19 protein-coding genes are annotated in these 20,659 nt (G+C 44.5%); 8 read left to right on the forward strand and 11 right to left on the reverse strand.

Annotated features, from left to right (window positions below; all coding sequences use genetic code 11):
• Positions 1–135: 135 nt before the first annotated feature.
• Both MKHDV_RS07800 and htpG read right to left on the reverse strand, forming a co-directional pair.
• A complete protein-coding gene (locus tag MKHDV_RS07800; protein ID WP_160714242.1) occupies positions 136–483 on the reverse strand; it encodes a DVU0772 family protein in 348 nt (115 codons plus the stop codon).
• A 1,818-nt stretch (positions 484–2,301) separates the two neighbouring features.
• Positions 2,302–4,188, reverse strand: a complete 1,887-nt coding sequence (gene htpG / locus MKHDV_RS07805; protein ID WP_160713990.1) for a molecular chaperone HtpG — start codon at positions 4,186–4,188, stop codon at positions 2,302–2,304.
• A 324-nt stretch (positions 4,189–4,512) separates the two neighbouring features.
• Here htpG and panB point away from each other — a divergent pair, with 324 nt between their 5' ends.
• Positions 4,513–5,373 (forward strand): 3-methyl-2-oxobutanoate hydroxymethyltransferase, encoded by an 861-nt coding sequence (panB, locus tag MKHDV_RS07810; protein WP_160713992.1) that lies wholly within the window; start codon positions 4,513–4,515, stop codon positions 5,371–5,373.
• A 535-nt stretch (positions 5,374–5,908) separates the two neighbouring features.
• Here the strand turns inward: panB and MKHDV_RS07815 are convergent.
• The 4 genes from MKHDV_RS07815 to MKHDV_RS07830 all read right to left on the reverse strand — a co-directional run bounded on the left by MKHDV_RS07815 (position 5,909) and on the right by MKHDV_RS07830 (position 9,456).
• A complete protein-coding gene (locus MKHDV_RS07815; RefSeq protein WP_160713994.1) occupies positions 5,909–6,571 on the reverse strand; it encodes a hypothetical protein in 663 nt (220 codons plus the stop codon).
• 11 nt (positions 6,572–6,582) lie between these two features.
• Entirely contained in the window at positions 6,583–7,026 is a 444-nt protein-coding gene (locus tag MKHDV_RS07820) for a hypothetical protein (RefSeq protein WP_160713996.1), read from the reverse strand.
• Between the two features lie 110 nt (positions 7,027–7,136).
• Entirely contained in the window at positions 7,137–8,267 is a 1,131-nt protein-coding gene (locus MKHDV_RS07825) for a hypothetical protein (protein WP_160713998.1), read from the reverse strand.
• A 298-nt stretch (positions 8,268–8,565) separates the two neighbouring features.
• A complete protein-coding gene (locus MKHDV_RS07830) occupies positions 8,566–9,456 on the reverse strand; it encodes a DMT family transporter (protein ID WP_160714000.1) in 891 nt (296 codons plus the stop codon).
• 208 nt (positions 9,457–9,664) lie between these two features.
• Between MKHDV_RS07830 and MKHDV_RS07835 the strand changes: the two genes are divergently transcribed.
• The 6 genes from MKHDV_RS07835 to MKHDV_RS07860 all read left to right on the forward strand — a co-directional run bounded on the left by MKHDV_RS07835 (position 9,665) and on the right by MKHDV_RS07860 (position 15,834).
• Complete coding sequence (locus MKHDV_RS07835; protein WP_160714002.1) at positions 9,665–10,522, forward strand: hypothetical protein; 858 nt, start codon at positions 9,665–9,667, stop codon at positions 10,520–10,522.
• A gap of 683 nt (positions 10,523–11,205) precedes the next feature.
• Entirely contained in the window at positions 11,206–12,321 is a 1,116-nt protein-coding gene (locus MKHDV_RS07840) for a hypothetical protein (RefSeq protein ID WP_160714004.1), read from the forward strand.
• 162 nt (positions 12,322–12,483) lie between these two features.
• Positions 12,484–13,035, forward strand: coding sequence for a hypothetical protein (locus tag MKHDV_RS07845; protein WP_160714006.1), 552 nt, complete (start codon positions 12,484–12,486; stop codon positions 13,033–13,035).
• 79 nt (positions 13,036–13,114) lie between these two features.
• Positions 13,115–14,023: an EamA family transporter RarD gene (gene rarD / locus MKHDV_RS07850; protein WP_160714008.1), complete on the forward strand. Its 909-nt coding sequence runs from the start codon at positions 13,115–13,117 to the stop codon at positions 14,021–14,023.
• Positions 14,024–14,190: 167 nt separating this feature from the next.
• The gene (locus MKHDV_RS07855) at positions 14,191–15,324 is read left to right on the forward strand and encodes an NADH:flavin oxidoreductase (protein ID WP_254060431.1); all 1,134 of its coding nucleotides are present in this window, start codon (positions 14,191–14,193) and stop codon (positions 15,322–15,324) included.
• A 204-nt stretch (positions 15,325–15,528) separates the two neighbouring features.
• Positions 15,529–15,834 (forward strand): hypothetical protein, encoded by a 306-nt coding sequence (locus tag MKHDV_RS07860; protein WP_160714010.1) that lies wholly within the window; start codon positions 15,529–15,531, stop codon positions 15,832–15,834.
• A 332-nt stretch (positions 15,835–16,166) separates the two neighbouring features.
• Here MKHDV_RS07860 and MKHDV_RS07865 read toward each other — a convergent pair whose 3' ends face one another.
• From MKHDV_RS07865 to rpsF, 5 genes are all read right to left on the reverse strand, one after another.
• Entirely contained in the window at positions 16,167–16,640 is a 474-nt protein-coding gene (locus MKHDV_RS07865; RefSeq protein ID WP_216846888.1) for a hypothetical protein, read from the reverse strand.
• Positions 16,641–17,156: 516 nt separating this feature from the next.
• Positions 17,157–18,641, reverse strand: a complete 1,485-nt coding sequence (dnaB, locus tag MKHDV_RS07870) for a replicative DNA helicase (protein ID WP_160714014.1) — start codon at positions 18,639–18,641, stop codon at positions 17,157–17,159.
• Positions 18,607–19,131 carry a 50S ribosomal protein L9 gene (rplI, locus tag MKHDV_RS07875; RefSeq protein WP_160714016.1) on the reverse strand — a complete coding sequence of 175 codons (525 nt, stop codon included), beginning with the start codon at positions 19,129–19,131 and terminating at the stop codon, positions 18,607–18,609. The genes dnaB and rplI overlap by 35 nt, the downstream gene beginning before the upstream one ends.
• Before the next feature lie 10 nt (positions 19,132–19,141).
• A complete protein-coding gene (gene rpsR / locus MKHDV_RS07880; protein ID WP_160714018.1) occupies positions 19,142–19,405 on the reverse strand; it encodes a 30S ribosomal protein S18 in 264 nt (87 codons plus the stop codon).
• 1 nt (position 19,406) lies between these two features.
• Positions 19,407–19,700: a 30S ribosomal protein S6 gene (gene rpsF, locus MKHDV_RS07885; protein ID WP_160714020.1), complete on the reverse strand. Its 294-nt coding sequence runs from the start codon at positions 19,698–19,700 to the stop codon at positions 19,407–19,409.
• Positions 19,701–20,093: 393 nt separating this feature from the next.
• On the opposite strand from rpsF, the gene MKHDV_RS07890 reads away from it, so the two are divergent.
• The gene (locus tag MKHDV_RS07890) at positions 20,094–20,585 is read left to right on the forward strand and encodes an LPS-assembly protein LptD (RefSeq protein ID WP_160714022.1); all 492 of its coding nucleotides are present in this window, start codon (positions 20,094–20,096) and stop codon (positions 20,583–20,585) included.
• Positions 20,586–20,659: the final 74 nt, after the last annotated feature.

The following is a 20,659-nucleotide window of genomic DNA, read 5'->3' on the forward strand; positions in this document are numbered from 1 at the left end:
GAATAAAGTCTCAAAAAATTTTTGAATAAAAAAAGAGAAAATAAAAAAGGACCGGTAGCAGCCCCGATGATGCTACCGGTCCAGGGAATTACCGCCAATATTCACATCTAATGAATGAGGGGTAAGGAGGTCGATTTATTCTTGATAGAGCTCTTTTTTGAGCCACTTTTTAATATCGGGTGTAGGTTCAAATAATCCTTTCAAGTCACCGAATTCGGCGAGGAAGGTATTTGCGACACGTGGTGGTAAAGGTACTTCAATAAGATCTATTGCTGCTTCGGAGTTACGACGGACTAGTCGAACAACAGGTTGATCTCCCCAAGTGTCCACTACAAAATATGTTGAGTAATCTGATTTCGAACGTACTGGAGGGTATTCAGCGTGGTAGTCGTTATTCCCCCACTCAAGGTACATTGTTACAGCATGTTCGGGACTCATGTTCCAATCAATTTGTAAATCACTGAATTGTGAAAGGTTGCTCATTTTTCCTCCAATATTATCAAACGCTATGTGATCCTGTCCTGAATAAAGTGGCGGGAAGAACTGCCACACTCCTCCCGCCATATTTTTGCCTGTGTAGGTAAGGAATGCTTTTTCGTTGTGTTGAGTAAATAGTAACTATTACTATCTAAGAGTCAAGCGAAAAAATGGAGTAAAATTGCTCGAATCTCACATTTTTTAATTTTAGTATGTGTTGTTAGTAGGATAGGTTTATATGTAAAATAAAAGATAAGGATTCTGAGCAGGTGGGAAGGCAAAAAATTGGATGTAAGCGCATGCATCAACCAAAGTGTAAAAAGCAGAATTGTGACGAGATGCAGCACATAAGTATAAAATAATGCACTTTTCGATTTTGCTGCGCTAAGTAGGAAATACGAATAATCCGTATAGCTGGGGCGTTTTGTATGAAATGCTTTATGCTGATTGCACCTTACGTAATAGATGTATGGTGAAATACAGATTGAGTTGCAGCATTGCTCATTTTCGCTTGCAGACCCGTTCGCCTCCGTCTCTAAATGACTGCATAGGATGTAATAAAAGTTATTTTGGAACTAACTATAATAGAGAGAAATTTCCGGTACCTAGATATCGGTTCTGGTGTGGTAGTTTTTACATGATGGAGATGCACGGATCAGTACAATCAGCATAGAGCAAACTGAATAGTCAAACAGTTTTAAATGCTTGACCTGATATTGGTTTTATGTGCTTATAGCGTCGCTGGAGAAGTCCTCTTTCTCTATAGATGTTGCTTTGTGGGTCGAAGCGCATCGTTAGGTTGAGGCAATGAGTACGCTCCCACCGTGAGAGGTGGCCATCATGCTGATTGCTGAATCCTTTAGAGTCAAACGGAGGTTGTCATGAGACCAGTGAAATTCGCAAAGCCTGAACAGTACGCAGATCACTTTTTTGATACTGCCGAGATTTTTAGGCGTTAAGTTCACCCAATCTGGTAATATACATACCAATGGGGGAAAGAACATTTCCAAGGGTAAAGTTGCCGCCATTTATCGCCGTTATGGGGATGAATGTCATGTTTGCCCGAGCTGTGAATTTAAGAGTGACTCTATAGGACTTAAGCACTTTCGGATGATCGCAGAGAAGGCTTTGGGCTAGAAATCTTTTCTACGACTATGTGACTTTGTAGCATGTTTGGTGCCCGTCGCTGCCCCCGCAGTGGCGGGCTTTTTATCGCCTTTTTTTCAGCTCTTTCTTTTGAATTTGTTGAAGATGTCGATTTATTGGTACAACCAATTTTGCTTGATCAGCGCAAACAGTGTTAACTAGTCTGCTATCCGGAAATAAAAAATGGTAATGTTATTACTCTGATAATATTGAATAATATTATAAATTAGATACTGCTGAGACAACGAAGATAAAAAAAAGACTGCACTTAATATTCTGATTTATGGACGTAAAAAAACTGGCTGTGTAGGTTGGCGTTACTTGTTGTGGCAACTAATACGGCAAGTCTCTTCCTTTGTGGAAGGAAATCGTGTTGTCTTTGATGTCTTTGTTCTGCTTGCAGTTCAAATGTCATCGGCTCTTAAAAAAGACCGGCATTTTTTTTAAGAGATTGATCTGTTGGTAGTGCTTCAGGTCTTGGGAGAAATTTCTGGCGAATATTTCTCTCGCTTTGCGCAGAGCAATCTGCACACCGATATGGCATCGGTTGAAAAAAATCGGCGATTCACAATGGTATGTGAAACGCCGTTTTTTTTTGCCTTTTTCCAACCCGTGAAGAGTGGTGACAAGACGAAAAAATAGGCGGCAAGCAAAGCCTGCCGCCTACGAATGGTAGTACTAGATCTTTTTAATTTCAGAGTACCAGTTGCCAGCTTTTTCTAAGATGTCATTGATACGGGAAACCATAGCATGAGGATCTTTCAGGTAGCCTTCCAGCAACAGGGAAGATTCGAACAACTGCTCAACAGTTTCTTTAACAAGAGCATCGTCTTTATCTGATTTGTAGATACGCAGCAGGTTGCGGACGATCGGGTGGTCAGAGTTCAGTTCGAATACTTTCTGCGGAATAGATTCGTCCTGATTCATCATACGCATGATCTTTTCCATGGAAGAGGTCGCGCCATCAGGGCTGCTAAGAACCGCAGGGGAACCGGAAAGACGTTCAGACAAGCGTACGTCGGTTACTTTGTCACCAAGCAGTGTTTTGATGTGTGCTAAAAGATCGCTCAGAGTAGCGGTTTCTTCTTCAGAAAGCTCTTCTGTTTTCTCTTTTTTCACTACGTCATCAAAGTCTTTCAGGCTATCCGGGCTAACGGTCTCAACAGATACGAGATCAAATTCGCCGTACTTACCAAGGTTATCCATTACAAATTCATCTACAGGCTCGTAAAGGAAGAGAACTTCAAGACCTTTACGGGTGAAGATTTCAAGATGCGGGTTAAGCTTAGCTGCTTCGCGGCTAGTTGCAGAAATGTAGTAAACAGATTTCTGGCCTTCTTTTGCGCGCTCAATGTACTCATCAAAAGAAGTAAGCTCTTCGACAGCCTCATGTGTTGAGGTGTTGAAGCGAAGAAGTTTTGCATAGCGATCACGGTTAGCATAGTCGCTGTAGCCGAGACGGAAGATCTTACCGTGAACATTCCAGAATTCTTTGTACGCATCAGCATCGTTTTTAGCCATGCGGTCAAGGTGAGAAAGAATCTGTTTTGTTACAGTCTGATTGATTTTACGGATAAGAACGTTTTCCTGCAAAGTTTCGCGGGAAATGTTCAGTGGAAGATCTTCTGTATCTACAACGCCTTTGATGAAAGAAAGGTAGTCCGGAAGCAAATCTTTGCATTCGTGCTGGATAAGAACACGACGCACATACAGGTCAAGACCGTAATCTTCACGGCCCATGCTGTTTAAATCGCGACCGAAAGTTGGGATAAAGGAAAGGCTTGTAAACTGTACAGGTGCATCAACTGCGCTGTGTATGGTTGCAAGCGGCTCTTTATCGTCAAAGGTAAGGTAGTTGTAGAATTCCTTGTACTGCTCTTTAGAGATGGAACTCTTAGGCTCACGCCATAATGCAGGGGTGGTGTTCTGGTGGTCACCATCAAGGTAGATCGGGAAAGGAATAAAGCTGGAGTGCTGCTTCAGAGCCTGTTCTAGACGGAATTTTTCGAGAAATTCTACAGCATCGTCTTTTACGTTGATAGTAATGACGGTACCGCGTTCCGGTGCATCTTCAGCAGGGGTGATATCAAAAGAGCCTAGTCCATCAGATTTCCAAGTGAAACCTTCGGAATCTGGTTTGTAGCTGCGGGTAGTCACAGTCACATCTTCAGAGATCATAAATACAGAATAGAAACCAACACCGAAGCGACCAATAATGTTGCTTGCGGAGTCTTTGCTTTCTGACAATTCAGCAAGAAAACGCTCAGAGCCGGAACGGGCAATGGTGCCGAGGTTGTCCACGAGCTCTTCTTTGTTCATACCAATGCCGGTGTCGGTAATGGTAATGATCTTAGCGTCTTTATCAAGTGTGATAGAGATGGAAGGCTCTAGCTCAGCAGCAGCAATTTCTTCGCCTTTTGCTTCAGCAAAACGAAGCTTGTCGAGAGCATCAGATGCGTTTGAAACAAGCTCACGAAGGAAGATTTCGCGGTTGGTGTAGAGGGAATGTGTGATGATATGAAGAAGTTTTCGAACTTCAGTCTTAAATTCATATGATTGTGACATACGAAGAGGCTCCTATGAGATGTCATAAAAGTTGAAATAAAATACTACGGCAATAATAAATCGGAATTCGCCAAGGTCAAGGCTGAATACGAAAAACAGTGAAAAGTATTGAAAGCCAGCAGCTTTTAGCCGTTATAATTTGAGTTCGACGCAATGGGTATTCCCATATATAATACTGGCTGTTTATACTAAAAATTTTGCTTCATCGATTTTTATATCAATGGTTAGTGAGATAATACCAGCGTAGAAAAAATACGTAACTCACTGTAAGAACAGTTTCTTACGGATCCCCGTAGTTACAGAGTGCATAAAAAAGGAGCGACAATGAGCAAGCAGACAGCTGCAACAGGTGTAACGCCTGTTACTTCTTTAGATATTCGTCAGAGCAAAGGTGACCGTAAACTTACCATGCTGACCGCATACGACTATTCATCTGCAACGCTTGTTGATGAATGCGACATCGATATGACCCTTGTAGGTGATTCTCTCGGAATGGTCATGCTGGGTAGAGACGATACCATCAGCGTAACAATGGACGAAATGGTGCACCACACTAAAGCGGTAGTGCGTGGAACAACGCGATCTCTCGTCATAGCAGATATGCCTTTTATGTCCTACGAAGTCAGCACAGAAGATGCCATGCGCAACGCAGCACGACTATTTCAGGAAGGCGGAGCGCGTGCCGTTAAACTTGAAGGCGGTCATACAGTTGTGCCTCAAGTAAAAGCTCTCGTTAATGCAGGAATCCCTGTAGTCGGGCACATAGGTTTGACGCCTCAGCGAGTGGCGAGCCTTGGTGGGTTTAAAGTACAAGGCAAAACCGCAGAAGCTGCCAACACATTGCTCGAAGAAGCAAAAGCTCTCGAAGCGGCAGGTGTATTCTGCATAGTTCTCGAAGCGATCCCCGCTCCAATAGCCGCACGCATTACTCAAGAGTTATCTATCCCGACAATTGGCATTGGTGCCGGAGCAGAATGTGACGGGCAAGTCCTTGTGTTTCACGATCTTCTTGGCTTGTTTGATCGATTCGTACCAAAATTTGTGAAGCAGTATGCAAATCTGCGTGAAACCGCAGCGTCAGCAATAAGTGATTACAAGCGTGAAGTGGAAGACGGAAGTTTTCCTGCGCCAGAGCACTCCTTTGCCATGCCGCAGCATGAAAAGGACAAGTTCGAAAAGTCATAATAGTTTTTTTTGCCTCTGCTGGTTTTGCGACGAGCCTTTGGCGGCGCTTGTCAGCGGGACGTCTGCGGGATGTCTGCGACGCTTTTTTTGTCTCCGACGGCTGGGGAACACCTTTCTGTAGAAAGGTATTCCCCAGACCCCTTTCCAAAGACTTTTATTTTGCGAAGAACGCTCGTAGATATATTTTTCACGCGGCTTAATTTCACTGACTTGAATAATGAGAAAAGGGCTGTCCTATTTATGTAGGACAGCCCTTTTTTAGTTCTAAAAGGTAGTGGTGCATAAGCCGCGAGGAGTAGTAAACAAAAAGCTTACCTCGCAGTTAAAAGTCTTTGGAGAGTCCAGAGAAGCCTTTCTACAGAGCCTTAGCCGTTCTCGAAGAATGAGAGATTACGGATGCGGACAGTGCAACAAGGTTCTTTGGCCGCCGGAGGCAAGCCCCGCAGGGTAGCCAAAAACATTCGCTGATAAGTGCCGCCGGAGGCTCGTCGAAGACCTGCCGGAGGCAATAAAAGAAAAATGAAAAGGAAAAAATCTAATATTTAGGCTGATACTCAAGGAATTCAGAGAGCGAGCTACCAGTAAAGTCCTTACAGTTGTTGCCGTAGCATTCGGAGGCGGAGAGTACTGTTGCCGTTAATATTGCGTTCGGTCGTACATTTCGAATAAGCAAGAGTCTTGAGGACGTTTCTTCCTGCACGAGAGATTTGTACGAATAGGAGACTAACCAGTCTGTGCTGCCTGTTTCATCCCAATCGAGGACTGCGAGGAGCGAGAGATTTTCCTGACTGAATTCACTTGTAATTATGAGTTCTGTACCGTTGTGCGTGGCCGTTTGCCCTGCTGACGGCATATTGGAATATGTCGTTCCTACTACGGACAGGTCGTGCTGAGCACCGGTCCAGAGGAAATTCAGTGATAGCTTGTTGTATGCTATGTTGCTGAACTGCTGTGGAGATATGCTTGCATCTGTTGCCTGTTGTGAGGTGTAGAATACAACTTCTGTTGGTAATTTTTGTTGCAGCTCTTGCGGTAGTTTCTTGATTGCAGAGTAGTAGCTGGAGGAGACTATGATGGCTGGCTCGTTAAAGAAGCCTGTGCTCTGAAGGAAGTCTGGAGTTCGAAAGCAGCCTGTGGTCATTGTGAGGAGCAATGCAAAGAAAAGAAGAGTGTGTTTTTTTAAATTTTTTTGAGTCATGACGTCTTCGTTTAATCCTCAGATTTGCATTTGAAGCGAATACGTAAGCGTCCGTCTTCAAAGTCGAAAGAGTTAATGATGAATTCGCCGATTTCTGAGGTGTTCTGTACGTGTTCACCGATACATGGACAGCTGTCGTAGTCTCCAACGTGGACGATACGGATAGTTGTAATATCGTCAGACGGGAGTCTGGAAAGATTGTAGCGTTCTTGAGCCTGTGCCAGAGGCATAATTTCTTCGGTCACTTCAAGGTTACGCTGAAGCTGTTCGTTGACAGTGGACTGTAACGCGATGGCTTCGTGTTCATTTATCGGACGTTCGAATTTGTAATCGCATTTAGATTTTTTTGTATTGATGTGAGCAGAGTAGCAGCGATCGCAGCCGAACATACTGACCATGGTTCCGTTAAGAATATGTTCAGCAGTATGCATATGAGGGACGTAGTTTTTTGCCATGATTGCTATTTTCCTGTTGAATAAAAAAATATGTTGTGCCTGAAGAGGCGCGCGATATCAAATTTTGTGTGTAAAAAAAGCCGCACTCGGTGCGGCTTTTTATTTGTAAGCTATAAGCTGTCCTGAGCGTCCATCGTGTTTGCAAGGTCGAGCAGTCTGTCCTGAATAGTCATCATAACTTCTTTAGGATTCGACAAGTCTTTGCTGCGACGGAAAACCCACGATGCAATGTACAGGTTTGTTTCGTCGTCCTGATCCTTGGTCCACTTGTATTTGCGGATCATTTTGGTCAGAGCCACTTTGTATGCCTCACGGTCGCGGATTGCTTTTTCGTAATCAGCGCCTTTGGCTTTCATTTTATTTTCTGCTGCATCTGTCACGGACTGTGTGGCGTCCATATCTGTAGAAACCTGATAGTCGTGCAGTGCAGACTGGAATCGTTGGTTTGCTGCCAGTACATCGCGTTCAGACTGCAGCCATGTAGAAATGTCAGACAAGGAAGAGTTAACCTTTGCACAGCTTTTAATTACGCCGGCAGTGGATCGTAACTGCTTGGCAGTAAGAGCATAGAAGGTCTTGCGTTCTTCCGGTGTCAGAGTTCTCTCTATTCCATTAAAGGAACGTTCTACTGTGCTGATTTCTGTATTAATAGCATCAACTAAACGCTGTTTGTAGAGCGCGTAAAGAGCGTTGATCATGGTTGGACGCAATGCGTAGCGCATAACTGAACGTCTGCCGATGGCAAGATCGTCTCCACTCCATGAGAGGCCGGTCATTTCAATACCGTAATGAACATTAATTACTTTTGCATCGAGCAAAAGTTTTGATTCTTTTTTTGCAGCCGGATGGCTACCTTTCGGATGATACGAATTAACTAGTAAATGTGATAAATCTGTAATGAAACTAGGCAGTATGACTGTATCTTCAGTAACTTTTTTGTGCTCAGGAATTACTGGTTCAACGTTTGTTGTACTGGATGTAGTTGTGGATAAAACTCCAGATAAAGCTTCGGATAACGTTCCAGAAGTGCCTTCTGAAGGCTGGGAGCCAGCGGCGGTGCGTAATGGAATACGTACTTGTGTTGTGACTTCACCGGTAGGAACGACTTGCTCTTCTGTCTCAACAATTTCGGGTTCAAATGTCCAAAGACCTGTAAGAACTATTGCGAGTATGACAAGCGCGACCCAGAGTGCCCGTTTGAGATTAGTAGTATTTTTTTTTGGCGCTTCTTTATCGGACATGATGCCCCCCTTGGGAATCATTATATTGGTTATCCCCGAAAAAACCGTTCACCCTATTATGATGCTACGAGAGTACAATGATCGTATGACAGGTGTCCAAACACCATATCGAGAATGGTATATTTAGCCTTGGTAGCATTAAGGATAGGCGTTGTGAAGTGTTATTCTTTCCATAAAACAAACAGTTGGCTCTGTAACATGCTGAAATAATGACAAAGCGAATTGGAGACTGAGGTCGATGGTGTTGGTCTCGGCGTCAGAGAATTCTAGGATTTCTGCACGTTGGAGGCGAAAAAAATTAATTGTCGATAATTGGCTGTGCGGCATTCTTCGGCTTTGCAGGTATGCGCGCGATAATTATAACAGCACTGATAACGAGGGTGCCGCCAATGTAGGCAGAAGCTGAAAGCTGCTCATTCCACCAGAGTACAGCAATGGCTGCGGCAACAACCGGTTCAATATTAGCCACAATGGCAGCCTGAGTAGCTTCCAGGCGCTTAAGTCCAGCGCAATAGAAGTAATAGGCGAGATACGTGCAAAGAAAGGCGATAGATACTACTACTGCGAGTTTTACCGGTGAATAGGCGGTGAATGTTACCCACGGCAGCAGAGCTATAGCACCGGCCGGTAGGCACCATGCATAGAGTGTCGCAGCCTGATAGTTTTTGAGAAATGTTTTACCGAAGATGTAGTGCAGCGAATAGGTGAAGCCGGAAAGCAGCCCGAAGAATATACCGGTCAGCGGCAGTGAAAAATCACCACTTTGCCCACTGAAGCAGACAAGTCCTGTGCCTGTAAGAGCTACACCGAGCGCAAGAATTTTGGCAGGGGAGAGTTCTTCCTTAAAAAGAATACGAGAAAAAATGGCTACCCAGATTGGAGCAGTGTAAAGAAGAATTGCAGAAACAGCCGCACCTGCATGTTTGATAGCAATCTGGTATGAGCCAAAGAATACAGCAATGCCAAGAACGCCGAATATAATAAATATTGGAATATCTTTACGTTGCACGGTAAGAGAGTTGTGCTTGGCTGAATGTAGAATAAAGAAGACAGCTCCGAGTGATGCACGCCAGAACGCAAGTTCGTGAGGTGTGATGCCATCCTGTAAACCGTATTTTGAAATAGGCCCGAGTAAACCCCACAGGGTGGCAGCTGCTATTATTTGTAAGTATCCAATATATTTATCCATCATTTCTCCTGCAGGCCATATGTAGCACGGAAAAAGCCTTACGATAAGCGGTTTCTGGAGAAAACATCTAAGCGGTTTAATTGATTTATTTAATCTGTTGTGTGAAGAGTATGTAGCTATACGTCGCTCTCGCATTGTGTGTAGCTGTATCTGTATGGTATTTGGAATTGTGTCACCTCTGTTGAATTTTGAACGGGAACATCGAGGTATGAAAAACAGTACGGTGAGTATATGGATAAGCGTTTGTTTGATGCTTATGCCCGTGGCAGCGTTGTCTGCTACAAAATGTTACTGGGATAGCGGGACAATGCAGTTTAGTGGTGATTCCATTCAACAGGCGTTGTGCTTAACTCCGGCAGTCCGCGCTAATGGTGTTGTGGAAAAGTTTGAAGAAGGTTTGCCGTCAACGCTGGACGAGCTTGTGGGGCGGGAATTTGATTTTACCCGCGAAGCTGTTGAGGCGTATGTTGCAGAGCATGGATTGAATGAAGGAGAGTTGGGCGGCGCGTTGAGTCTTAGGGTTTCACGTGCTCATGGCGAGTCAGCTCTCTTTTTTGTATTGCATGATTCTGCCGGTCCAGATTTTGGAACTCGAACCTTTTCTCCAGATATTAATGTTTCTACCCATATTAATGACCTGCATCAGTTTGGCAGGCGTTGGCATGTTCTGATTGGTCGTGGCGGAGCTTCAACAACTCTGATTGATTTCTTTCAGCCGCTGCGCTCTACGTATTTTGAAACTCGTGATGCGGGTGCAAAAGCAAAAGGGCGTTTTTTGCATGTCGGTCTTATTCAGCCAGTTCGAACGAATGTAGACGATGCCAAGACGACTTCCTCCTCGCTAATTCCGGAGCCTGCATACACTAAAGAGCAGTATAGAAAGTTGGCACAAGTGTATGTTGTTGCATCCAGCAGAGCAGGGCGCTGGTTGATTCCGGCGTATGCGGCGCAATTAAACAAATATGGTCAAGCACCTGTTTTTATGGGTGGCCCGAAAGGGTTTGATTTAGCTTTGTGGGCAAAAGCACTGCGGAATGTATATCGTGAGATATATTCAAGCCGCTGAAGCAGTTACTAGCACAGACTATTGTTTAGCATTTAAAGCGCTTTTATGAATCATGTGGTTACACATATGATTCATAAAAGCGCTTTTTTGTGTGATATCAATTAATCTGACTGCAATAGATTGCTTTTACATGTTGTATAAGCAGGATTTAATGTATGTAGAGTTGTTTTCTTGGTTATTCTAAAAGGTGAAAACAGCATATATGTCTTATTTACTATTTTAGTTATGCGATAATAAGAAAAACACACTATCTTTTTTCCTTTTTGCAGTTGAATATAGAAAAACGTTGAAAAAGAAAAAGGGCATTACTGAAAGTGTGACAGAAAAATTTCGTGTTGGAATATTCGTATCAAATAACAAAACACGAGCGAAAGAGTTTTCCTGCAATGTTTCATCAAGCAATGTTCATAAAAATGTAGCACTCAATCTAGTTGTGATTTTTCCGAGGGGGAAAAAGCCTCCGTACTCTCCGTACTTTGGTATCGTAGCGAGACGAATGCCAGCTTATCAGGGGGCTGAAAGCCGGAATTTTATCCGGCGCAGTTGAGGGCAACGTGTGCGGTATGACCACATACATGGGGCGGTTCTGTTTAGGCAGAGCCGCTCTTGCTGTGTGTGGCGTCCTGCTGCAAAGAGGTCATAATGTAATTGCTGTATGTATTGCGACAGGTTACTAGTGTGGTATGAGTCTAACAACTGTAGAAAGAAAATCCTCGTCCACCCTGCGTTTAGTACCATCGGCAGAACAGCAAACAGCTGTCGGTGCACTCGTCGGGTGTGCAATTTGTCTTGGCTTTATTGGAGCATTGATGAATGGCATTACGCTGGTACGTTTTGCAGTGCTATATCTTTGCTTAATATTTATGACCGTTGGAATGATCTTGCGGAGACAGCAGCGGGTTATTGAAATAAGTTTGCCTGATAGTTGTATATACTTTCTGGGCAGACGAAAAACAGATGTGTATGCCATTCCTTTCGGAATGATTACCGCGCTCAGGCTTACACGTCGTAATGCTCAAGGGGAACTTGTCTCGTCAGACTTTGTGCCTGAGGAAGGCAGTCACGGACGTTACCCCATTCATTTGGATGTGGTATTACGTACGTCCGGTTATGAAACTTTGGATAGGTCCGTCATGGGGCCGGACCTTGCCGCAACAGCATTAAAAATTGCGGAAGTGACGGGCTTTGGAATTGAAGATCACGCAGGAGTGGGTTTTTCCCGCACAGCCCGCTCAGAGTATCCACCTGTTTCTGCAGACGTTACGGAAAAGGTTCCACCGTATTCTGCCCTTAAGCCGATTTCTATAGATAGCAAAAAGGGGTTCTCATGGTCGCTTTCTCCCGGGCGCCTGTACATTGCTTTGATGATGTTTGCCACAGCCGGACTGCTGTATGGCGGCGGATATGGTGTGTGGAAAGCTTCTAAGGGTGAAGGAAGCCTGATAGCGGGAGGCATAATACTTTTTGTATGCGGTTTTTTTGCTTATTTGATCCTCTGGCGGCTTATTCGCTCGGTGGCAGGAAAAGGGTTTGTAGTCTGGGATGATGAAACCGTGCGCTTTGGTGCTTCAATTTTTGGAAAAGAATACGCCTCTGTCATGCTCGAATTGCGAGACGTTAAAACAGTCCGCATTGCAGTCCCACGAGCAGGAAAAGGGCGTGTGGAGATTGTTCAGGCTTCAGGCGCTGTTTTTAAAACGCTGGATGTTTCTTCTCCTCTTGCTCCGTTAACTACTGGCGATTTGCATTGGTTAAGTCGCTATATGCGGCAGCAGATGGCAGTGCCTGCGGCGGTGTGATTGTATTCATCCTGCGTGCTTCAATATTCGAAATTGCTTGTAAAAAAGAACGCTCTTAGATAGGTATCTAAGTACGAAGCACCTGTTTTTGCATAGCGTATCTCACTGTTCTTTCAGCGTGAGGTGCGCAGTTTATTTAATCCAACACTGAGAGGTCTCATAATGGCGAATCCTTCAGAACATATTCTGTATAGCGGTGGTGCACGAGGCACGGAAACATACTTCGGTGAACTTGCAGAAAAGTACGGGCTTCAGGAAGTTAACTACAGCTTTGATGGTCACAAGCTTGAGCGTTCCCGAGGCTTACGCGTGCTGACTGCTGATGAACTGGCACTTAAAGACGTGAGTCTTACCTATGTGTCCCGTTTGATGAGTCGTTCTTATTCTGTTGCACCATTGTTCCGCAGAGTTCTTCAGTCCATTTGCTGGCAGGTTTCCAGCGGACATGAAGTGTATGTGGTAGGTGTTATTCAGGATGACAACACTGTCAAAGGTGGCACTGGTTGGGGTGCAGAGTTTGCTAAGATTTGTAATAAGCCTCTGTTCGTGTTCGGACAGGCTAAGAATGCTTGGTTCCGCTGGGAAAAAAATGAATGGCTTGAAGTAGAAACACCAACTATTTCTCATCGTCATTTTACAGCAACCGGTACCCGCTTCCTTGAAGAAAACGGTAAAAAGGCAATCGCTGAACTTTTTGAAAAATCCTTTGGTTAGGATTTAACACAAAATTTTGCGGGAGCTGTTGCTCCCGCTTTTTTTATGGCTGCTGGCGTGCAGCATAAAGGAAAACACTGTGTACGAAGATGACCAGGCCAGAGCAGGGGCAATTGCTGCAATCTGCGCATTTGTTTTTTGGGGAATGGCACCCGTTTATTGGAAGCAGCTAGCACACGTTCCTGCATTTGAAGTGTTGTGTCATAGGATTTTATGGTCATTATTTTTTGTAGGACTTCTGCTTTCCTTGCGTTCCGGATGGGGCACGTTCAAAGCGATTTTTTCTTCGAAAAAAACAATGCTGCTTCTTACATTAAGCGGGCTTATTGTTGGCGGTAACTGGGGATTGTATATATGGGCTGTGAACCATAATATGGTTTTGCAGACAAGCCTTGGGTACTACGTTACTCCTTTAGTAAGCATGATGCTCGGCGTGGCTGTTTTTAAGGACAAAATTCGTCCTATTCAGCTTTGTGCGGTATTTCTTGCTGTGGGTGGGGTAGTTGTTCAGTTGATAATTGTCGGTGAACTGCCGTGGGTTTCTATGGTGCTGGCTTTTTCTTTCGGTCTCTACGGATTGCTTAGAAAGCTTGCGCATGTTGAGTCTATGGCAGGACTGATGTTTGAAACTGTACTACTTATACCTTTTGTCCTCATCTATCTAGGCAGTCTTGAGTTGCAGGGTACAGCCTCGTTTTTGCATGTTGACCGTATGACAGATATGTATCTTATCGGTGCAGGTATCATTACATCTTTGCCACTTATGTGGTTTGCATTTGCAGCGTGCAGGTTGCGTCTGACCACTCTTGGCTTAATTCAATATATTGCTCCAAGTCTTGCATTTATGCAGGGCGTTTTTCTTTTTAATGAACCATTTACGATGGGGCACATGCTTTCATTTATGTTTATCTGGAGCGCTATTGCGTTATATTCCGGTGAAAGCTGGTTACAGCGTTCTCGAAAACTTCTGCATGCAGAAGAAATGTAGTATATCATTTCCGACATAACGTTGATGTATAGAGGCCGCAGACACTATAATTTAGTGCCTGCGGCTTTTTTATAATCAATGATCCGAACTGTTGCTTCTATAGGCTGTCTTCGGCTATAGAGTGAGGTACTCGGCTGCACGTACACTAATGAATATTGGGGAATGACATGATGCTTTACGATAAAATGACAATTAATGGAATGACCGTGCCGAACCGGTTGGTTCGTTCTGCCACGTGGGAAGGACTTGCCTCTGCTGAAGGTTTTGTGACTCCTGCACTTGAAGACGCAATGCTTGAACTTGCTGACGGCGGTGTGGGCATGATTATTACCGGTCATATGTTTGTAGCAGAACAGGGTCGCGCCGGAGAGCGTCAGCTTGCTGTTTATGCAGACGAGTATATTAGCGGTCTGCGTTCTATGGTGAAAAAAGTTCACGAACGTGGAAGTGTTATCGTCGCACAGCTTGCCCATGCTGGTGGTCAGGCTGCTCAGGCAATTACCGGAATGCCTGCATTGGGACCAAGCCCCTTTGCTCGAAAAGATGGTGAATTCTGTCAGGAAATGACAGAAAACGATATTGATAACATGGTGAATGCCTTTCAGCAGGCTGCTTCGCGGGCTGTAGCAGCAGGGTTTGATGGCGTACAGATTCATGCAGCGCACGGCTATGGTTTGAGCCAGTTTCTTTCTCCACACATAAATAAGCGGAAAGATATGTATGGCGGTTCTTTCGAAAACCGCATGCGTCCTCTAGTGCGTGTGTACGAAGCTATCCGGCGCGAAGTGGGAGATAAGTACCCTGTTACGTTAAAAATAAACTGTGAAGATTATGCGGAAGGCGGTCTTGAACTGGAAGACAGTGCGAGTGTTATTCAAGGTCTTGAAATGATTGGTTTGGACGCCGTTGAAATTAGCGGTGGATTGCTTACTAACAGTCCGTCTAAATCGTCTGTGCGTGTAGGTCGTTTTGATACTCCGGCAAAAGAAGCATGGTATCGAGAGGCTGCGCGTGTAGTTAGAGAGCGCACCAAGCTGCCGATAATCCTTGTGGGTGGTATCCGTAGCTTTAGTGTTGTTGAGGGACTGCTTGCCGAAGGGCTGATCGATTTTGTTTCTATGAGCAGACCGCTTTTGAGAGAGCCTGACCTGCTGAAACGTTGGGCAGCAGGTGATTTGAGAAGAGCAGAGTGCATTAGCTGTAATAAATGCTTTGGTGTTCTGTATAATAATGAAGGATATTTTTGTCCGGTTGCACAATCCGAATTAGCCGAATCAGCCGCAGCAGGTACATCCTCATAAATATATTGAGGTACGGTAGAAAATTTCGTACTCCTTGTGTGCTGATTTTTTTGCGATGTAGCGCAATTGTTGACAGATAGTGTATCTTGTCAGGCTTCGCAAAAAACAGTCCTGTTGCAGGATGAGCACTTTGGCAGAATGCTTACAAAACTGTGACCGTTAGTGAACGGGGCTGTCCTACAGCGTGTTAGAAAGGAGAAGTAAATGAAGATTCTTGCAATTGATAAAGTACTGCCGGAAGCAACTCCGGATAAAGTTAAAGACACGTTTATGAAAGAAGTGAACCATACAGTTAAGATGTATCTTGCTGATGTGGTTCGTGAAATGTACTTCCGTCAGGATCGTTCCGGTACCATTTTAGTACTTGAAGCGCCTTCTATGGAAGATGCACGCAGCCTTATTGATAGAATGCCTATGGTGCAGGCAGGGTTGATCGATTTTGAATTAATCCCTCTTGGACCATTTGTACCTCTGGCGTTGCTTCTTGATGAAGAAACACCGACGCAATAAGAGCTTTTACATTGATCATAAAAAAACGCCCCGAAGTAATTCGGGGCGTTTTTTTATGAATTAATTATATCGCTACGTCAGTTAGCTCGACCTTGTTTCGACCATGATCCTTTGCTCAGTAAAAAGCTGTGTCGGCGCGTTCAGTAACAGATAACTAAACAGGAGTCGTTTAGGCAGGAAAAAAGCAGCCAATGCTTACAGTATGGTGGATTGCGTTCGGAAATGTGGCGGGTGGAGTCAGTTCTATATGCTTTCGAATACGTTCTCTAAGCGATTGAACGCTTGTAAGTGAAGAAGACATTCTTCACCACGGATATGAGAAATAAAACTTTTTAGAGAATAAGAGCACCCGCATGGGAGTGGTGACTACGTTTTTTTTCAATAGCAAGCATAGTAATGCTTGCCGCCATAAGTATGACATAGAGCATAAGCCATATTATATATACAGCAGTTCCCAAGCCGGATGCAAAAAAGCTTTTGTAGAGAGGAGCAGACAGCGAAGTAACAATGCGCAAAAAACAGACGATGGAGCCTAGTATGTTAAGGATACCCAAAGCTCGCGCACCACGGTAAGAGCTTTGGCTGGTGAGGGCGTTATGTGCAATGAAAATTGTATATGGTAACACTAACGCGTTAAAGGCACCGATTCGGATAGCGACATTGAATTCAATTACCGAGAACCAGTAAAGAAGCAAAGAGGCGGTAAGCAGGTTTAATAGCCCAAATAAATATATCCGCCAGCCAACAGAAAGATTGAAAAAATTTCTAATACCAATCCAGAGCAAGAGTAAGCCCAAAAGTCCCAATCCATTCCCTCCAATAACCGAGACATAGAACGGGACATACCCCCTCAATATGATGAGTAATTCACCGATGCTGCATGCAGACATTCCTAGGGCGCAGTGCAGGATACCGTGCGTGGAGTACGTACTGTTATGAAGCCGAAACAGTACTGCTGAAGATAGAAAAGTCGTAATGGCTAACACTACGTATAGTTCTCGTATTGCAAACATAAATTTGATTTATTGGGGTTACAGGTAGGTATGATGCGTAGGGTTGTGCTGCATAACGAGGTAGTTGGGCTGATGAATTGAGCGGTTACATTGAGCACGTCAAAAATGAAACATATTTTCCTTTTGCACTAAGTAAAAGCAATTGGAAAAATAGTCGAGTTATAGAGTGTGAAGAATAAGTTTTTGAGAAATTTTATAAGTAATTACTTATTATTATGCATATGAGAAAAGCCAGCATGTATAAACATGCTGGCTTTTTATTCTTTTTTTTGAGTGTGTGAAGGGAGGTACCTTCAACATCTTAGAACGCTACATACCTGCGTCTTCAGGAATTTCTTCAGAAGGGTAGAGATCTGTAGGGTTTTCGAATCGTGTAAACTGACCATTGTACTGGAGCTGTGCAGTACCTACAGAACCGTTACGCTGTTTACCAATAATGATTTCAGCGGAGTGGATGTCTGCTCGGTCTTCTTTTTTGTTGTACACAGCGTCACGGTAGATGAACATAATAACGTCAGCATCCTGTTCAATCGCTCCGGATTCACGGAGGTCAGAAAGCATAGGGCGTTTATCCGCACGTTCTTCAACCTTACGGTTAAGCTGTGAAAGTGCCACCACAGGAATATGCAATTCTTTAGCAAGAGCTTTGAGGTTACGGGAAATATCTGAAATTTCCAGTTCTCGAGAATCTGTCTTACGGCTTGAGCGCATGAGCTGAAGGTAGTCGACAACAACCATTCCAATATTCTTGTCTGCTTTCAAACGACGTGTACGAGCACGAAGGTCAAGCGTAGAAAGGGACGGGCTGTCATCAATGTAAATTGGTGCCTTTCCAAGTACGTCTGCTGCGTAGTGCAAACGTCCCCAGTCGTCATTATCAATCCCGCGGCCTGTTCTCAGTTTGTTCATATCAACGCCGGCAACGGTTGCCAGCATACGAACCATGAGTTGATCCATACCCATTTCCAAGGAATAGAACACAACAGGAGTATCGCTTTCAAGTGCAGCGTTAACGGCAAGGTTAAGCGTAAACGCGGTTTTACCCATGGATGGGCGGGCTGCGATAATAATGAGGTCAGTAGGCTGTAAACCTGCGGTCATTTTGTCGAGGTTATAGAAACCAGTCGTAACACCAGTTACGAGATCTTTACTATCGATACGGATAGAAAGCTGGTCGAACACTCTGTTGATGAGTGTTTTTGAATCAATAAATGTTTGACCGGAGGTTCTTTCAGAAATTGCGAAAATAGACTGTTCGGATTCATCCAGAAGTTTATCTACTTCTGTTCCCTGATCGTAACACTTGCCGATGATATCAGAGCAAGATTCGATAAGGCTGCGTTGCAGGGATTTGTCACGAACAATTTTAGCGTAGTGTTCAGCGTTTGCTGCACTGATGATGGAGTTGACGAGCTCGCCAATGTAAACTGCGCCACCAACTTGTTCGAGTAAGCTTTTGTCACGCAGATACTGACCCACGGTTACGGGGTCGACAGCAACACTCTGTCTGTGTAGCTCCATCATGGCGCCAAAGAGTATTTTGTGGGCAGGGGCATAGAAGTCGTCTTCGGTGACGATATCTACGAGGGTGTTAAGAGCGTCCGCACGTAAGAAAATACCCCCGAGCACAGCCTGTTCGGCTTCGATGCTGTGGGGAGGGACGTTGCGCAGCAATTCATCCGATACATTTTCAAACGCATCGGAAACCGAACCTTCGCCCTGTTGGGCGAAGGTATCGGTATGAAAGCTGTTCTGCGAACTATTCTGCGGATTCCAGGGAGGATTCTGCATCATTTTCTTCTACAGGAGCTTCAACTGGAGCTTCTTCTTCGATGAAACGGCCTTCAGCTTTAACTGTAACCTTAACATCAGCAACAACACCAGCGTGGAGACGTACACGGATAGTGTAATCGCCGAGAACGCGGATTGGAGCATCAAGAAGGATACGGCGACGATCTACTTCGAGATCGAGTACTGCAAGAGCATCAGCGATGTTGCTTGCGGTAACAGAACCGTAAAGCTTGTCGTTTTCACCGACACGAACTTCGATGACAACTTCAGCTGCTTCCAGTTTTTCTGCCAGAGACTGAGCTGCGCCACGTACTTTTTCCATCTGGTCTGTAAGTTTTTTGCGATCGAGCTCAAAAACTTTCATGTTAGATGCAGTCGCAACCATAGCAAGACCCTGAGGTACGAGGTAGTTACGACCGTAGCCAGCTTTAACTTCTACAACATCGCCGAGAACGCCAAGGTTCTCTACGTCAGCGCGGAGAATAAGTTTCATTACAAATCTCCTATAAAGTACTTTTCTTTTTCACGTCACTAGCGTGAGTGGACGTAAACACGAGAAGTGCCATCTGACGGGAGCGTTTGATCTCACGGGTGAGAGCACGCTGGTGGAAAGCACATGTGCCAGTGATACGACGAGCGATGATTTTACCACGTTCGGTGATAAAGTCGCGGAGGATGTCCGCGCGCTTGTAGTTCAACGGAAGATCTTTGTCTGCACAGAAGCGGCAGAATTTACGGCGTGGAGTAAAACGTCTTTTAAAAGCCATCTTATTTTGCCTCCTCAAGCTTAACAGTTACGTACTTGAAGATACCATCTGTAATACGGATGATACGCTCAAGTTCGGCAACAGCGGTGCCAGGAGCTTCAAACTCAAGACGAACGTAGTAGCCGCGCATAAATTTCTGTACTGGATATGCGAGATCACGCATGCCCCAGTGGTCAGCTTCGAGTACGTTGCCTTCAACGCGCTCGATAACACCAGTAAGAGTGCTCAGCAAAGTTTCGCGAGCATCACTTGCTAACTCAGGGGAGAGCAGCAAAAGTGTTTCGAATTTTCTCATTCCAATCTCCTTATGGACTGTTGGCCCGCCCTCTACAATAGGGGAGCAAGGCAGAACGAGGGTTAATAAAGCAGAGGGTGAATTCTGTCAACCCAATTCTGTGAGCGAAAAGATAGCAGATGGCTATAAATTTGTCACCTTATGAGCATGAGAAAATGCATCAAAACAGCAAAAAAATTCTAAGTAGAAAACACCGTGTAGCTCTAGAAACTGACCAAGTATGTATGAAGGCGTGATGAGCCTTGCTGTGCAAGTTTTTTCTGGTTATAGCGCATGCTTTATATGCTTTCCCTGCTTGTTAAGCTGTGGTATAGCTTTGACGCTGTTGTACGTGGTTACCTTGATAGTGGGTAATAGATTGGGTTTTCTATCTGAAATCGCTGGGAAAAATGTATGTTAGTATCGCTTCGCAGAGCAGTTGTTGTCCTTTTTTTGTGTGCCTTTACTATATTGACTGTTACAGTCGGGGAGAGTGCAACGCTAACCGCGACCAATGAAGATCAGGAAGCTGTCGAATGGCAGTTGTCCGCACAGAAGGTATCAACGCTGAATGACGCGGAAGTCGTCGAAGCCGAAGGGGATGTCGTTCTTAAGCAAGGTAATGATTACCTTAAGGCCGACTTTGCTAGATACTATGCCGCTACAAACTGGGTATATTTATCCGGTAATGTTAAGATTTTTATGAATAATGATAATTTGACTGCTGAAACAGCCGAATTTGATTTAGGTAAGAAGGTTGGCTGGATGAAAAACGGCAAGGTCTTCATGCAAGGACCTCACGTTTATTTCACCGGTGAAAAAATTCAGAAAAACCTGGGTGACTCGTACACCTTTAATAATGCAACAATTACAGTCTGTGATGGCGACAAGCAGCATGGTCCTTAGATACATCAGAAGCTACTCTTGAATTAGAAGGGTACGCTGTCATTAAAGGCGCGGATGTTCAGATTCGTGACTAT

This window comes from Halodesulfovibrio sp. MK-HDV (genome assembly GCF_009914765.1).
Classification (GTDB): Bacteria; Desulfobacterota; Desulfovibrionia; order Desulfovibrionales; family Desulfovibrionaceae; genus Halodesulfovibrio.

What these genes read in the sequence shown, in the direction of transcription:
- rpsR (WP_160714018.1), bottom strand. Translation starts at nt 19,405, where the DNA reads ATGGCTTTTAAAAGACGTTTTACTCCACGCCGTAAATTCTGCCGCTTC.
- MKHDV_RS07860 (WP_160714010.1), top strand. Translation starts at nt 15,529, where the DNA reads ATGAAGATTCTTGCAATTGATAAAGTACTGCCGGAAGCAACTCCGGAT.
- MKHDV_RS07835 (WP_160714002.1), top strand. Translation starts at nt 9,665, where the DNA reads ATGAAAAACAGTACGGTGAGTATATGGATAAGCGTTTGTTTGATGCTT.
- rpsF (WP_160714020.1), bottom strand. Translation starts at nt 19,700, where the DNA reads ATGAGAAAATTCGAAACACTTTTGCTGCTCTCCCCTGAGTTAGCAAGT.
- MKHDV_RS07825 (WP_160713998.1), bottom strand. Translation starts at nt 8,267, where the DNA reads ATGTCCGATAAAGAAGCGCCAAAAAAAAATACTACTAATCTCAAACGG.
- dnaB (WP_160714014.1), bottom strand. Translation starts at nt 18,641, where the DNA reads ATGATGCAGAATCCTCCCTGGAATCCGCAGAATAGTTCGCAGAACAGC.
- MKHDV_RS07800 (WP_160714242.1), bottom strand. Translation starts at nt 483, where the DNA reads ATGAGCAACCTTTCACAATTCAGTGATTTACAAATTGATTGGAACATG.
- rplI (WP_160714016.1), bottom strand. Translation starts at nt 19,131, where the DNA reads ATGAAACTTATTCTCCGCGCTGACGTAGAGAACCTTGGCGTTCTCGGC.
- MKHDV_RS07840 (WP_160714004.1), top strand. Translation starts at nt 11,206, where the DNA reads ATGAGTCTAACAACTGTAGAAAGAAAATCCTCGTCCACCCTGCGTTTA.
- MKHDV_RS07820 (WP_160713996.1), bottom strand. Translation starts at nt 7,026, where the DNA reads ATGGCAAAAAACTACGTCCCTCATATGCATACTGCTGAACATATTCTT.
- MKHDV_RS07855 (WP_254060431.1), top strand. Translation starts at nt 14,191, where the DNA reads ATGATGCTTTACGATAAAATGACAATTAATGGAATGACCGTGCCGAAC.
- panB (WP_160713992.1), top strand. Translation starts at nt 4,513, where the DNA reads ATGAGCAAGCAGACAGCTGCAACAGGTGTAACGCCTGTTACTTCTTTA.
- MKHDV_RS07830 (WP_160714000.1), bottom strand. Translation starts at nt 9,456, where the DNA reads ATGGATAAATATATTGGATACTTACAAATAATAGCAGCTGCCACCCTG.
- MKHDV_RS07815 (WP_160713994.1), bottom strand. Translation starts at nt 6,571, where the DNA reads ATGACTCAAAAAAATTTAAAAAAACACACTCTTCTTTTCTTTGCATTG.
- htpG (WP_160713990.1), bottom strand. Translation starts at nt 4,188, where the DNA reads ATGTCACAATCATATGAATTTAAGACTGAAGTTCGAAAACTTCTTCAT.
- MKHDV_RS07845 (WP_160714006.1), top strand. Translation starts at nt 12,484, where the DNA reads ATGGCGAATCCTTCAGAACATATTCTGTATAGCGGTGGTGCACGAGGC.
- MKHDV_RS07890 (WP_160714022.1), top strand. Translation starts at nt 20,094, where the DNA reads ATGTTAGTATCGCTTCGCAGAGCAGTTGTTGTCCTTTTTTTGTGTGCC.